This window comes from Paenibacillus sp. FSL R7-0331 (genome assembly GCF_000758645.1).
Lineage (GTDB): Bacteria > Bacillota > Bacilli > Paenibacillales > Paenibacillaceae > Paenibacillus_AQ > Paenibacillus_AQ camerounensis.
Genome location: NZ_CP009284.1, coordinates 1,073,317 through 1,088,138 on the forward strand (window position 1 = coordinate 1,073,317; position 14,822 = coordinate 1,088,138).

A 14,822-nucleotide genomic window follows, 5' to 3' on the forward strand; every position below is an offset into this window, starting at 1 on the left:
TATTCTTCTGCTACAAACTAAATATAACCAAACATAAACAAACATAACTAAATATATAGTAAAACGAAAAAAGATATGCTAAAATAGCACCAAAATATAGATACATAAGCAGGAGGGTAATGATGTTGAAGAAATGGGCTATGCTAGTTATATCTTTTTTGCTCGTGTCGGGTATTTCAGTGTCACCGGTGGACCGGGTGCAGGCGGCAGCCAAGAAGACAGAGATTATTGTATCCGCAGCAGCCAGTCTGCAGGATAGCTTGGACAAGATTGCAGTACAGTACGAGAAGCTGCATCCTGACATCGACCTTGTATTCAACTATGGCGCTTCGGGTACGCTGCAAAAGCAGATTGAACAAGGGGCTCCTGCTGACCTGTTCTTCTCTGCCGGTGATAAACAGATGACGGCGCTGATCGGCGGGGGGCTTATCTCCGAGAATAAGCAGCTCTTAAAGAACCAGCTGGTACTGATAGTACCTTCTAACTCCAAGACAGCTATCACTACCATTACACAGCTCACTGACAAAGCCTTTAAAAAGGTAGCTGTCGGCCAGCCTGAATCTGTACCTGCCGGCCAGTATGCCCAGCAGTCATTGACTGCCAAGAAGGTATGGGATACACTGCAAAACAAACTGGTCTTTGCCAAAGATGTCCGTCAGGTCCTCTCCTATGTGGAGACAGGGAATGCGGATGCAGGCTTCGTATACAAGACGGATGCCCTGACTTCCAAGAAGGTCAAGATCGCTCTTACCGTAGGCGGCCATGTACATAAAGCGATCAATTATCCTGTAGGCATTATCAGGGAATCTGATCATCAGGCAGAAGCTAAGGCATTCTACAATTATGTCCAGACCAAGGCAGCAGGCAGCATTTTCACAAGCTACGGCTTTTCACTAGCCAATTAATTGAGAATAGAGATAAGCGGGGTGGAAGCGGGTGGAGATTAACTGGACTGAATTTTTCGCCCCGGTCTGGCTTTCAGTCAAAATTGCTGTAATTACCAGTATTATAGTATTCATCCTGGCCTCCTACGTGGCCAAGCTGATGGCAGGCCGGAAATTCCCGGGCTACAGCCTGCTGGAAACCGTATTGATGCTGCCGCTTGTCCTGCCGCCGACCGTAGTAGGATTTGTGCTTCTGGTCATTCTGGGGCGCAGGAGCTGGATCGGCGAGCTGTACGAGCGGCTTACAGAGCAGACTATTCTGTTTACATGGGGTGCGGCGGTAATAGCTGCGGTAGTGGTAGCATTTCCGCTGGTCTACCGGACAGTCAAAGCCGGCTTTGAGGAAGTCGATAAGGATCTTGAGGATGCTGCGCGTGCGCAGGGTGCCAGTGAGCTGCAGGTACTGCGGTATGTGACGCTGCCGTTAGCCGGCCGTGCGCTGGCTGCGGGGTTTGTGCTCGGGTTCGCCCGGGGGCTTGGAGAGTTCGGGGCTACCATTATGGTTGCCGGGAATATTCCGGGGCGTACACAGACAGTTCCAACAGCAATTTATGTGGCCGTTGACGGCGGCAATATGACTCTTGCCTGGATGTGGGTCTGTTCCATCATCGTTATTTCTGCCCTTATGCTGATGTTCGTTAACCGCCGTTCATAACAAAACTCCGGCCCCGCCTGTTCAATCAGGCGGGGCCGGAGTTTGTTTATACGGTCAAGTATCAGGTTTCGTAGACAATTTCGCCGGTTCCGGTCAGATCATAGCTGTGAATCGAATTGAGCTCATTCCTGAAGGCCGGGGAGCGCAAAATATCAAGAACTGCATTAATCCACTGTTCATTCCCTGGCTTCTTGAGCATCACGAGGTCGTAACGTTCCTGAATCAGCGGGATGAATTCCAGGCCGTCAATAATCTTGGCGGCTTTTTCAATGCCGATGCCGACATCGGCTTCACCACGGGCTACGCGGCCGGCAACCGCCAGATGGCTATTCTCCTCCGTCTCATACCCGCTGAGTCCGGCTGCGGGAATTCCGTGCAGCCGCAGCTGCTCGTCCAGCAGTACACGTACGCCGGAGCCGCGCTCACGGTTAATCAGCCTCAGGCCGTCCTGCTGTAAGTCCCGCCAGCCGGAAATGTTCCGCGGATTACCCCGCTGCACATAGAATCCGGCGCTGCGGGTCAGCATGTGCACGACGAGATAGGAGAAGCCGACCAGCAGCTTGCGGATATAGGGAAGGTTATACTCCCCTGTATCACCGTCCAGCAGATGGGTGCTGACAATATCAGATTCGCCGTTATACATGGCGATCAGGCTGTCGAGACTGCCGGCATAAGAACGGAGCGGACGGGATACAGGCAGGCTGCGCTCCAGATGGGTAGCCAGAATATCGAGGGACATATCCTGCCCGGTAATCACTATGTTCGTTACGGCAGGCTTCACCGGCCCGGCTGCAGGCTGGTTGATATGAAGCGGAGGCGAGAAGGTAGCCGGAGGCAGAACAAACGGTATGCCTGTCTGCAACGGGATCGGGGCAGCGGACGCACTGCTGCTGCGGGAATTCTGCTTATAGGCCTCCAGATCAGAGTGGTCCACCCGCATCTGCTTGCCGACACGGTAGGACGGCAGCTCACCTTTTTTGATCAGATCATATACCTTTAATTTGGATATCTTCAACAGCCGGGCAAGTTCCTCGGTTGTATAGGAAGTGTTCTCGGACATGGGATAAAGCCTCCTAGAGGTGCACTGCGGCAGCGCTCATTAAGTCTTAAGATAGATCAAGCCTACCTTATTTTGAGAGCCTGCGCAATTAAAGAACCTGCGGGAGACAGAGGCGGTCTCTAATAGGCGAGCTGCCTGTTCTCTGCAGCCTTCTCGGAGTCAGACAGCCGGATTAGCTCGGAGACAGTAACAAAGCGGTAACCCTGCTTCTCCAGTGCAGGCAAAATAATCTGCAGGGCTTCATGTGTCTGGGATTGTCCGTGGACATAGTCATGGAAAAGTACGATGTCGCCGCTGCGGGCATTTTTAATCACCTTGCTGGAGATACTCCAGACACCCGGGCGGTTCCAGTCACGAGTATCCTGATGCCAGGACCACAGAACCGGCTTCAGACCCATCCTGTTCGAGACATTGACCAGCGTCTCATCGTACATCCCGCCGGGCGGGCGGAATAGGCTGCTGTGACGGCCTGTGACCTTAACAATCTCGTCTTCGGTCTGCTTCAGCTCCTTCATTACCTGTCCGACCGAGATGGGCCGTTTGAAATACACATGGTTGTAGGTGTGGTTGGCCAGCTCATGTCCCTCAGAGATGACCCGGCCGGCCATTTCAGGATACGCGGCAATTTTTTTGCCGATAGCAAAAAAGGTGCACTTTGCGTTATATTCCTGCAGTACATCGAGAATCTGGGCGGTTTCCGTCGGATCAGGGCCGTCATCGAAGGTTAAGGCAATCACTTTCTGGTTAACCGGCACTTCCCAGATCATATCGCCCTTCTGTTCGTGATACTGGCGGTTCTTGATATCGGCCCGGGCAAGTGCAGGGCTAGAGCAGCTGATCAGCAGCAGAAGCGGGATAAGCAGTACAGCAGATAATCGGCGGATGCTATTCATGGGTTCTCAGTTCACTCCATACCGGACCCGCATACGTGAAACGGGCTATTTTGACCTTATGATGCGCCATCCCGGTGCTGAAATATTCACGGCGGGCTTTAAGAGTATTTTCTATTTTTAAGTGAAAGTTTTGCCGGAAATGACTTATAATGAAGTACTAAATACAGAACATGGATAGGGGCAGCGGATATGACACTAGTTGAGAAAAGAGAGCACAGGCAATATCCGGAGATTACCCGCCTGGAAACGTCAAGAGCAGCTTACGAGCGTGACTATTCGCGCCTGATTCATTCGCCGACCTTCCGCCGGCTGCAGGGCAAATCACAGGTGTTCGGCGCAGGTACCGGCGATTATTACCGGACCCGCCTGACCCATTCGCTGGAGGTAGCGCAGATTGCCCGGGAGGCGGCCAAAAGCCTGCTTCGTTCCTATCCTGAGGTAGAGACCGGACAGGCAGATAACCCGGGGCTGGTCATTGATCCTGAGGTAGTGGAATGTGCGGCGATCGCCCATGATTTCGGACATCCGCCGTTCGGGCATAAAGGGGAAGAGGTGCTGGATAACATCCTGGAGCAGCTCATTGCCAAAAAAACAGCTGAAGAAGTCCTGAAATCAGGCGCCGGCCCGGTGCAGATGCAGACGATCGAAGGGAATATGAAACGGCAATATGAGCATTTTGAGGGCAATGCCCATAATTTCCGGCTGATTATGTTCCTGGAGAAGCGTGAGAATATCGACGGGCTGAATCTGTCCGATGCCGTGCTGCTGGGGATCAACAAGTACCCGTTTCCCGGCACGGTGCTGAAGAAGGGGATGTATCTGTCCGAATGGAATTATATCTCGGAGATCCGCAGGGACTGGGGAGTTCCTGAAGGCAAGAAGACGCTGGAGGCCCAGCTGATGGACCTGTGTGATGACATTGCTTACTCTGCACATGACCTGGAGGACGGGATTAAGGCGGGCAAGATCGAGGTGCATGAGCATTTCATGCATGACTCTTACATTCAGCAGCTGATTGTGGAGAAGATTACCACACTGGAGGATGCCTTCTGGAACGGCTGGCAGCCGGAAGCGATTCATATTAAAGTAGAAGCGGTTCTGAGTGAATTCCTCAGGGTCTGGATGGAGAAGATGCCGACCTGCGAGAACGACTATTCCCGCACCCGCCGCGAGGTGAAGGCTTACTGGGTCAGCACGTTTGTAGCCAGCCTGGGGGTTATTACAGACGGCGACTGGAAGAAGGTTACGTTCATCAAGGAAGGGGCTGAGGACGAGGATATGCTGCGGACGGTCAGTGTGCTCAAAAGCTTCGCCTGGGTCACAATGATCCGCGACCTGCGCGTGCAGCGCCTGCAAAAACGCAGTGAATGGATTCTCCGCCGGCTGTGGGGGGCGTTCAATGATCCTGAGACCTCTAAGGCGATCATTCCGAGCGACTGGCTGCAGCGCTTTGAGAAGGATCAGCGGCAGCAGAAGCCGATCTGGACGTGGGAGCATATGGTGATTGATTATATCGCCGGGATGACGGATGCTTTTGCCGAGAAAATCTACAATGAGCTGTACGGCCTGAAGGTGGGCTCGATTTACGATCTCGATTGATGCGGTTATAATAGACCCGGGGCTCCTTGTGAAACCCGGGTTTTTTAGGGTCTGCAAACAAACGGAGTGTTATTTGAAAATACCGGCATTAGCTAAAATTCAGCTTAATTCCTGCCGAAATATAGAGTGTAATGGCTCGTTTTGCCCAGTTGTGAAAATGAAAGTAACCGGTTGGAATTACATGGAAGTGTTTATGGGAGATCAGAGGGGGCATAATTGTGGGAAAAGAACGGAAGCGTATGCAATCCGTACTTCAGCAGGCAAACGGTAAACTAAAAGGAGCTATGGAAGCCAGAAGGAAAAGCGTAGGGGCCAAAATTGCTTCAGGCTACATAGCCTTGGCGGTAATGGTGCTGCTAATCGGGGGGACGTCCCTCTATCAGATGTACAATATGCAGAACAACACAGCTAATATTGTTGAAAAAGCGATACCGTCGCTTAACTATGTGCACAGCATCAACTATGACACAGAGCATATTATGGCACTTAGCATGCAGCATATTCTCAATACTGACATTGAAGAGAAGGCCAAGCTGGAAGAACAAAGGAACGAATTCGTCCGCAAGGTTGCCGGAACAATGAAGCTGTATAAGGAATCGCTTGACGGTGAAAAGGGCTTGGAGCGGCTGTCTGTACTCAACAGCAAATGGGAAGAATACATGACGATAAATAACCAGGCTATTAAGCTTAGCGACGCCGGAAATGAGGTACTGGCGCTTGAGGTTTCGCAAAAAGGGATTGCTGCCTTTAATGCGATGCAGATTGATCTGGAGGCGCTGGTGAAATACAGCCAGGAGGATGCTGAAGAGGAAGGCCGCCATTCGGAAGAAAGCTTCAAGACCTCATTTGTCACTAGTATTATTATTGTAGTGATTGTGCTCATAATGATCGGCCTGATCAATATGGTTATCCGTAAGACCATGATCAACCCGATCAAAGCGGTAACCGCCCATCTGCAGCGGATTGCCGAGGGAGATCTGACCTCAGAGGATCTGTTAATTGCAAATGAGGATGAGATCGGCCGGCTGGCCAAGACCGTTAATGAGACGAACCGGACGCTGCTGGCAATTGTCAGCCAGATCCGTCACGTCTCAGGGGTCATTTCGAAGCAGGGCGAAGAGCTCGTGCGCACGGTTTCGGGTACCAAAGAAGGAAGCAGCCAGATTGCAGTCACGATGGAGGAGCTGGCTAATGCGGCAGGAAGCCAGGCGGAATCCGCAGTGGAAGCCTCCAAGGCGGTGGAGGATCTGAATCAGCTGATCGGTGAATTCGCCGGTAAAGGCAATGAGCTGATGCTGCACTCCGGACAGGTGCGCACCAAAGGCGAGCGCGGCAGAGCGCTGATGGAAAGCTCAGTAGCCCAGATGGAGCAGATTGCCGAAGCAGTGTCACAGTCGATGGATACAGTAGAGGAGCTGAACCGCAAGAATGAGGGGATCTTCCGGCTGGTCGGCTCGATCCGCGGTATTTCCGAGCAGACTCATCTGCTGGCGATTAATGCGGCCATTGAGGCTGCCAGAGCCGGAGACAGCGGACGCGGCTTCGCAGTTGTGGCTCAGGAGGTGCGTAAGCTATCGGAGGATGTGCAGCAGACAGTATCGGAGATTACCAGTATCACGCAGGGGATTCAGGCTGATTCCAGGGAGATGGTTGAGCATTTGCGGGAAGGTGTCCTGAAGACAGAGGAAGGCGGCCGGCAGATTATAGAGACCGGAAACGCGCTGGCTGAGATTAACGGGTCTGTGGATGTTATGGCTGCAACAATAGAGAACATGAGCGGAGATATCCAGCAAATGGCCGGTGCCAGTGAAACGATGAATGAGTTCAGCCAGCATATCTCGGCACTCGCCCAGCAGTCGGCAGCGGGGGTGGAGGAGACTTCGGCTTCCGCCAACGAGCAGGTGCAGGCAACCAGCGAGGTGGCGGCGGGAATAGGCGAGCTCCGCAGCCGGCTGGTCGAGCTGGAGGAGTCGGTAACACGCTTCCGGGTATAAACGGCGATGCAGTAAACAGAGAAGAGGGGTATTCCCGGCCAGGCTAAACTACGGCCGCCGGGAATACCCCTTTGTTATAGCAGAAGTATCAGTCAGAATCAGTATTGGCGGCTGTAGTCCACCAGATTCCGTACCGGCTTTCCGTTATTCAGGTAGGCTTGTACATTCTCGGTGAAAAGCTCAACGATCCGGTCGGCATAGCGGTCAGTCGAGCCGGCACAGTGAGGCGTAATAATGACCTGCTCCATTCCCCAGAGCGGATGCTCCTGCGGCAGCGGCTCAGGGTCAAAGACATCGAGGCCGGCTCCGGCCAGCTGTCCGCTGTTCAGGGCGGCCATGAGGTCATCCGTATCGGTTGTCGCACCGCGTCCGATATTGATATAATAAGCGCCCTGCGGGCAGGCATTGAACACGGCTTCATTAAAGAGCCCTTGTGTCTCGCCGGTAAGCGGCAGTGTATTAATTAAGAAATCAGCCGCTCCGGCTGCCTCCTGCAGCTGATCCGTAGTATAGATCTTGTCGAATCCGTCCACCGCTTTACCGGAACGGCTTATGCCGACTGTGTTCATCTTGAAGGCTTTGGCAATCCGTGCCGTTTCGCTGCCGATGGAGCCTGTTCCCGCGATAACAGCAGTTTTCCCGGTCAGCTCGCTTTCCTTGCCGTCAGAATGCCATTTGCGTTCCTGCTGATTGCGGACAGCCGTGTGCAGATTCCGGGTGAACATCAGCATGAATCCGAAGATGACAGCCGTGATCGGTTCAGCATGGACACCGCTGGCATTGGTAAGGATAATTCCGCGCTCCTCAAGCTGCTTAAGAGGCAGCTTCTCAACGCCTGCAGACCAGGTCTGCAGCCAGCGCAGCGGCGAATCGGGCTTCAGCAGTGTGTCACTGATGCCTTTGCCCCAGCCGATTACGATTTCCGCGCGGGCCAGCTCATCCAGATCCGGGTTTTTGGCGTTTCCGAGCGTAAGGGTATAACCCGGGGCGGCGGCGAGAATAGTCTCCTGCTGTTGTGAAGTCAGAGGCTGCAGACAAATAATAGATTTAGTGATGATGGTTCCCTCCCGTTATACGATTTTCGTAAAAAAGGCTGATCATGTATACAATAAGGATAACAAATCTGTCCCGAAAGGTGAAATGCATATGGATAATCAATCCCCCGGCCGTGAAACCGAGCGTCTGTTTGTTGCTGTTAAGCTGCCTGAGGAGCTCGGAGGGCTGCTGGGACAGGAAGCCGCCGCCCTGTCCTCCAGGCTGAAGTTTGCCAAATGGACATATCCTGATGATTATCATATTACCCTCCAGTTTCTGGGTGACACTCCTGCTGCACAAATTCCTGTGCTGCTTGCCGCGCTCAAGGGAATTTCTGCCGGCCAAAAGCCGTTTCGTTTGAAGCTTGATGAATGGGGGACCTTCGGTGTTCCAGAGTCGCCCAGAGTGCTGTGGGCAGGGGTTTCAGGTGAACTGGAGCAGCTGCGGGAGCTGCAGGAAAAGATCGTAGCTGTAACCTCGCCGCTAGGGTATAAGGAGGAAAAAAGACCCTATTCCCCGCATCTTACGCTAGCCCGGAAATATAGGGATGAGCACGCTTTCAGTACCGGACGGCTTAAGCTTTTGCAGAGTGAATCTGACATCGGGGAGAACAATTGTTCGGTAAAAGACTGGACGGTTGATGCTTTTGTGGTGTATGCTACTAGAATGCATGCCATTCCTATGTATGAAATGATCGGAAAAACGACATTTTTCTAAGCTCAAAATCGGCAAGAAAGTTTTCAAAGCTTCCGTTTTCGGTTACATACAATAGGAATGTGCCGTAAATTAGGAGGTAAACCATGGAAATTTTTAAACAAAACCGCTGTATTGCGCTGCTTGTAGGCGTTATTCTAGTGTGTTTCTCAGCGATAAGCCTGTTCAGCCCGGGCGCAATTACAGAAGGACAGAATACACAGCAACTGGATACATTAGGCGGAGCCGGTTATGCTGCAGCAGCAGCATTGACGGATCAGCAATCGCCTACCGCAGAGAGGATAAGCAGGACTGTGACAAGCACCCCTGTTTTTTACACATCGGCAGCTGGTCTCAGCCATATCTGGCAGGACAAGCATAAGGCAGGATGGTTCGGTCCCGACAAGCTCAAGCTTGCGAAGACGGCCGTGAAGCAGCCAGAACAGCCCAAAGCCACTCTGATGAAGGCCCCGCCGGCAGTGCAGACAACACTCAAGCAGGCGGCAGCCAAGGGGAATCAGACCGTAAAGAAGGTAAGCACGGCATCTCAGCACAATCCCCCACTCAAATTGTTCTTCTCCCGGACAAAGCTACTAAGCCAGGAACAGCATGCGGAAGCAACCTGGAGCTACGCCGTATCCGAAGAAGACCTGCTGCTGCTCCAGAAGATTGTAATGGCAGAAGCAGAGGGTGAACCGTACCAGGGCAAGGTGGCAGTCGCCAACGTTGTTCTGAACCGGCTACGGTCAGCCAATTATCCCGACACTATATATAAGGTTATTTATCAGAAAAGCCAGTTCAGCCCGGTAGCTAACGGGCGTCTTAAGCGTGTAAAACCGAACGAAGACAGCATCAAAGCGGTCAATGCCGCTCTTTCCGGCGTGAAGGAGGTTACGGATGATACGTATTTTTTCCTGTCGCTGCAGCTTGCCCAGGATCTGACTGTGCATCACTCCCGTACCTACGCCAAGACGATAGGCAATCATACCTTTTATAAATAAGGTCTCTTTCATTGCAGACTAACTAAAAAAACCTCCACATCTGCTTTATGCAGGATGGAGGTTTTTGGACGTTCAGGGCGTAACATAGACGGCCTCTTCCGTACGGCCCTGAGCCCGTGCGGTCCGCATTTCGGCTGTTACTTCCGCTGTCTTGCCCAGAAGCTGCAATACGGCGGAAGCGCAGTTATGCGGCTGCTGGCGCTCCAGGGCGAGCCGGCGTCTGCGCTGCTCTTCAATTCCTTTGTACTCCCGCAGGAGCAGGGAGAACCATTTGTCAACTACCCGGGAATTAAGCTCCTCGGCAAGGCCGAGCTCTACGAAATACTGGCAGTTCTTTTCTTCCTGCCCGGGAATTGCACTATAGAACAGCATCGGAATCCCTTTGGCCTGGCCTTCCGTACAGGTCATTCCGCCCGGTTTCGTTATGAGCAGATCGGAGACGTCCATCAGCTTGTTAATCTCGCTGCTGTAGCCCAGAATTTTGACGTTGGGATGATTCAGCAGCGGGGTAGAGCGCATCCGGGCTACCAGCTTGTCGTTGCTGCCCATGCAGAAGATCAGCTGAATCTCATCCATTCTTGCGGTAAGGGAATCCATCACATCCCGGCCGAACATAAGCCCCCAGCCTCCGCCCATAATCAGGACGGTCGGGATATCCGCCAGCCCGAGCTCTTTGCGGAGCAGCGTCTTATTGGAACGCTCCCAGAACTTGGGGTGTACGGGGATGCCCGTTACTGTGACAAGCTCCGGTGAAACGCCCCGGCCGGTAAGGATAGATTTGACCCGGGAGGTGGATACCAGATAACGGTCAGCCTCAGGATTCACCCAGCTGGCATGTGCGTCATAATCTGTAATTAATGTATAAAGCGGTACATCCAGCCCTTGCTGCTTCAGCCTTGCGATGACGGCGGCAGGAATCGGGTGGGAGCAGATAATGAGATCGGGCTTGAGCTGCTCGATTACCTTTTTGGCACGTGTATAAAAGACCCGGTGCAATGCTGCCCGGGTCAGCCGGCTCAGTGATTTATCATATTGGGTTTTATACATCATGCCGACCAGCTTCGGCTGGCTGCTGACTGTCTTGCGGTAAGCGGAAAGAATCCAAGGCGCAACCGTGGGATTCAGGAATTTGCCCAGCTCAATGACACGGCACTGGACGTCCGGGCTAAGCAGTCTGATTCCTTCGGCCAGAGCATAGGCTGCCCCTGTATGGCCCGTACCGAAGCCTTCCGAAAACAGCAGTACTCTTTTCTTTCGCATAAGTTCACCTGCTACTTTCCTTTATAGGTAGAATTGCGGGTTCTCCTCTTAGAGCGAATACGAGATACCACCCTGTAAAGTTCCTCTTACATTATACAAGGGTTTGGGCTTCTTTTCTCACATTATACAAATAAGACGTTATTGGAAAGTTAAAACACTGCAAAAAATAAAATAAAGCTCAGATTCAGGTATTGCCAAGTGAAAGGTAAAGTGATAAAGTTGGTGATGACCAAATGACCGAAATAGTAATATGGTCACGAGCGTGTGGCAGCGATTATTTTTGCAGGAAAGGGAGTGGACGATGGTGGCTGTGGTAGATCGAAGGCAGCTGGTGCTTCAGGCCGCGACAAAGTGTTTTTCATTATTCGGCTATAAGGCAACGACAATGGATCAGGTCGCTAAGATTGCAAATGTCGGAAAAGGCACGATATATACCTTTTTTACGAATAAGGAGCAGTTATTTGATGAAATCCTGCGTGATGTCATCACCGAGATGAAGCATATTGCCGAGCGGGAGATCAGGCGGGATAAGCCGTTTTTTGATAACCTGCACAGGGTACTGGATGCACTGCTTGAATTTCGGGGCGAACACGAGCTGTTCATCAAGCTTTCCCAGGAAAGTCGCGATTTCGGAACGCCGCAGGCCGGTGACGGGCTCGACAAGCTGGAGAACGTTGTGCTGGAGTATCTGGAACGGGAGGTGGAGCAGGCTATACAGCAGGGGGAGATTAAGCCGTGTGACCCCCAGATTGTATCTATTGTAATGTTCAGGCTGTACATCGTGCTGACCGCTGAGCTGAACAAGGTGCATGTGCCTTTAAGCAAGGAGCAGATCAAGGAATATTTCCATCTGTTTTTGTCTGACGGCGTGGCGCAGGCACCTTAAGGTGCTCCATTTTTTTTGCTCTTAAATGACCGAATGGGGAAAATGGTCACTTGGTGTTACTGCAATTTTCAGTATACTAGCAAACTTGTTAACCTTTTTGGCCATAGAGAGATTTATAGCTTTTATACAAAGAGCATATGATTATAAGGAGAGAACCAGAATGAAATCTTTATCCGTCTTTATCAAGGACCTGGGCGCTGCGCTTAAAAATCCCAAGGTGCTAATCCCCATGTTCGTCGTCCTGTTCATTCCCGTGATGTACAGCGGATTGTTCCTTAAGGCATTCTGGGACCCGTACGGTAAAATGACCGAGCTGCCTGTTGCTGTTGTTAATGAAGACAAGGGCGCTGATTACGAGGGCGCTAAGCTTACCGCCGGCAGTGATCTGGTGGAGGAGCTTAAGAAGACCGACGGGTTCAACTGGAATTTTGTAACCCGTGCAGAGGCAGAGGCCGGACTGGACGATGATACTTACTACATGGCGATTATTGTACCGGAGGATTTCTCTGCAAATGCAACAACCCTGCTGGATGCAGATCCTCAGCCGGCTAAGATCATTTATGAACCGAATGAAGGCTATAACTTCCTGGCCGGCCAGATCGGCGGAACTGCGGTTAAAGATATCAAAACAAAGGTGTCGGCCAAAATTACCGAGGCTTATACGTCTTCCGTGTTTGATAAAATAACGGAAATCGCCAGCGGGCTCGGCGATGCCGGAGACGGGGCAACCCAAATTGCAGACGGCGCTGCCAAGCTGGATGACGGTGCGCTGAAGCTGAAGGATAATCTGCTTGTGCTGGCTGAAGGTACCGGCAAGCTGGTTGACGGGGTAGCTCCGCTGACGGAAGGTGTAACTGCGCTGAACACCGGTGCAGCAGCACTGGAGAGCGGCAGCAGTACTCTGGCTGGCGGGCTCCAGCAGCTGTCTGCTGCACATAAGCAGCTCCAGGACGGAGTGGCGCAGACAGCAGACGGCAGCAAGCAGCTCAGCACCGGCCTGAAACAGGCCGAAGCCGGAGCCAAAGCACTGCAGGGCGGTACACAGTCGGCAGTAGACGGAACAACTAAGCTGCAGGCCGGTACACAGTCCGTTGTGGACGGCAGCAGTAAGCTGGCGGCGGGACTGACCTCCTCCGCAGAAGGCAGCGCCAAGCTGGAAGCCGGACTGCAGGCCTCCAAGGAAGGCAGTGCGAAGGTCAGCACTGCAGCCAAAGCGGTGGCTGACGGCCTGCAGCAGCTGGCCAAGGCGAATCCGCAGCTTGCGGCAAGCGCAGACGTGCAGAAGCTGCTGGCGGCAAGCACCGCTGTAGCCGAAGGCACAGCGCAGCTGGATCAGAGCCAGCAGCAGCTGCTGGCTGGCGCGGTCTCGCTGCACAGCGGCCAGGAGCAGCTGGTGCAGGGGGCAGCCCAGCTGCAGGCGGGAACGCAGCAGCTGGATGCCGGGGTTAGCCAGCTGCATGAGGGTGCGCAGCAGCTGAATGCAGGCAGCACGCAGCTGCTGGCCGGGCAGCAGCAGCTCCTGGCCGGCGCAGAGAAGCTGACGGCCGGCGGCGGCACGCTGTCCGCCGGGATGCAGCAGTTCGGCGCGAAGCTGGACGAAGCGGCCGCAGGCGGCGCGAAGCTCGCTGACGGCGGTAAGGCGCTGGAGGCGGGCACAGCCAAGCTGCTGGCAGGCACAGGCCAGCTGAGCAGCGGCCTGAGCTCGGCCCTGGACGGCTCGAAGCAGCTCAGTGACGGCGCAGGCCAGCTCAAGGACGGCCTTGATGAGCTGAAAGCAGGCTCCGGCGAGCTCGCCTCGAAGCTGGGAGATGCAGCAGAGCAGACCAGCACTGTGAACAAGTCGGATGCGCTGGTGTCCATGTTCGCACAGCCCGTACAGATTGAAGAAGTGAAGGTCAGTGCAGTGCCGAACTACGGCACAGGGTTTGCTCCATACTTCCTGTCACTCGGATTATTTGTAGGTGCGCTGATCTGCACGCTGGTCATTCCGATGAGCAGCTCCGAGGTCATCGGTGCAAGCCGGTTCAACCGGTTCATCAGCCGGACATTGACCTTCACAATGATGAGCGTGCTCCAGTCGCTGATGGCGGCAATGATTGTGCTGTACGGCCTTGGTCTTGAGGTACAGAACGTAGCCTTGTTCTACGCCTTTACCTTCATTACAAGCATCTCGTTCATGTGGATGATTCAGGCGATTGTAACCTGGCTGGATCAGCCTGGACGTTTCGTAGCTATTGTAATTCTGATCTTCCAGCTGACCACCAGTGCGGGTACCTTCCCGCTGGAGCTGATTCCAGGCTGGATGAAGTTCTTTAACCCGCTGCTTCCGATGACCTACAGTGTCCGCGGCTTCAAAGCAGCCATTTCAACCGGTAATTACAATGTGATGTGGAGTGATGCGGGTGTGCTGGCCATTTATGGATTAGTATTCCTGGCGCTTACCTTTACTTACTTCATGACCCGCGGACAGGAGAATGAAATTACTGTAAAAGGTGAACAAGCGTTGACTGTATAACGAATTTGCCGGAAATTGTCCAAAGGTAAGAAAGGACGCTCCTACAGGGGCGTCCTTTCTGTTTTCATATGCAGGAAAGTCCATAAAAAAGGGTATATAGTGAAAATGAAACTGTGTTGAAGCGTTTTCACTGAATAAGGACTTATTCATAATTAATGCATAAATATTCATTATTAAGTTTTTTTACACTTTCGTTCAGTAAAGCTGTACCGTAAAAACATTTGTTAATCAAACTCATAAAAAACTTTAAATTGCACTCATGTCAGGTCGATGATAAACTTATATAA

General features: G+C 52.6%; 12 protein-coding genes. 8 read left to right on the plus strand and 4 right to left on the minus strand.

All coding sequences use genetic code 11. The features are described 5' to 3' along the window. The first annotated feature begins 122 nt into the window (after positions 1-122). Entirely contained in the window at positions 123-905 is a 783-nt protein-coding gene (modA, locus tag R70331_RS04595) for a molybdate ABC transporter substrate-binding protein (RefSeq protein ID WP_042173259.1), read from the plus strand. A 31-nt stretch (positions 906-936) separates the two neighbouring features. Further along, positions 937-1,599: a molybdate ABC transporter permease subunit gene (gene modB, locus R70331_RS04600; protein ID WP_042173261.1), complete on the plus strand. Its 663-nt coding sequence runs from the start codon at positions 937-939 to the stop codon at positions 1,597-1,599. 61 nt (positions 1,600-1,660) lie between these two features. Here the strand turns inward: modB and R70331_RS04605 are convergent, their stop codons facing one another. Together R70331_RS04605 and R70331_RS04610 are read right to left on the minus strand one after the other, a co-directional pair. Next, entirely contained in the window at positions 1,661-2,659 is a 999-nt protein-coding gene (locus tag R70331_RS04605; protein WP_042173263.1) for a helix-turn-helix transcriptional regulator, read from the minus strand. A 119-nt stretch (positions 2,660-2,778) separates the two neighbouring features. Continuing rightward, complete coding sequence (locus R70331_RS04610; RefSeq protein WP_052418914.1) at positions 2,779-3,552, minus strand: polysaccharide deacetylase family protein; 774 nt, start codon at positions 3,550-3,552, stop codon at positions 2,779-2,781. A gap of 189 nt (positions 3,553-3,741) precedes the next feature. Between R70331_RS04610 and R70331_RS04615 the strand changes: the two genes are divergently transcribed. Further along, on the plus strand, positions 3,742-5,151 hold the full coding sequence (locus R70331_RS04615; protein ID WP_042173265.1) for a deoxyguanosinetriphosphate triphosphohydrolase family protein: 1,410 nt from the start codon (positions 3,742-3,744) through the stop codon (positions 5,149-5,151). 218 nt (positions 5,152-5,369) lie between these two features. Beyond that, positions 5,370-7,145: a methyl-accepting chemotaxis protein gene (locus R70331_RS04620; protein ID WP_042173267.1), complete on the plus strand. Its 1,776-nt coding sequence runs from the start codon at positions 5,370-5,372 to the stop codon at positions 7,143-7,145. A 98-nt stretch (positions 7,146-7,243) separates the two neighbouring features. Here R70331_RS04620 and R70331_RS04625 read toward each other — a convergent pair whose 3' ends face one another. Next, positions 7,244-8,203, minus strand: a complete 960-nt coding sequence (locus R70331_RS04625) for a D-2-hydroxyacid dehydrogenase (RefSeq protein ID WP_331281510.1) — start codon at positions 8,201-8,203, stop codon at positions 7,244-7,246. Between the two features lie 88 nt (positions 8,204-8,291). Between R70331_RS04625 and thpR the strand changes: the two genes are divergently transcribed. Next, positions 8,292-8,897, plus strand: coding sequence for an RNA 2',3'-cyclic phosphodiesterase (gene thpR, locus R70331_RS04630; protein WP_197071389.1), 606 nt, complete (start codon positions 8,292-8,294; stop codon positions 8,895-8,897). 83 nt (positions 8,898-8,980) lie between these two features. Beyond that, a complete protein-coding gene (locus R70331_RS04635; protein ID WP_042173271.1) occupies positions 8,981-9,874 on the plus strand; it encodes a cell wall hydrolase in 894 nt (297 codons plus the stop codon). Between the two features lie 72 nt (positions 9,875-9,946). Here R70331_RS04635 and R70331_RS04640 read toward each other — a convergent pair whose 3' ends face one another. Beyond that, positions 9,947-11,134: a UDP-N-acetylglucosamine--LPS N-acetylglucosamine transferase gene (locus R70331_RS04640; RefSeq protein WP_042173274.1), complete on the minus strand. Its 1,188-nt coding sequence runs from the start codon at positions 11,132-11,134 to the stop codon at positions 9,947-9,949. Between the two features lie 304 nt (positions 11,135-11,438). Here R70331_RS04640 and R70331_RS04645 point away from each other — a divergent pair, with 304 nt between their 5' ends. Then, on the plus strand, positions 11,439-12,020 hold the full coding sequence (locus R70331_RS04645) for a TetR/AcrR family transcriptional regulator (protein ID WP_086074440.1): 582 nt from the start codon (positions 11,439-11,441) through the stop codon (positions 12,018-12,020). A gap of 160 nt (positions 12,021-12,180) precedes the next feature. Beyond that, complete coding sequence (locus R70331_RS04650; protein WP_042173278.1) at positions 12,181-14,535, plus strand: YhgE/Pip domain-containing protein; 2,355 nt, start codon at positions 12,181-12,183, stop codon at positions 14,533-14,535. The last annotated feature ends 287 nt before the right edge of the window (positions 14,536-14,822 follow it).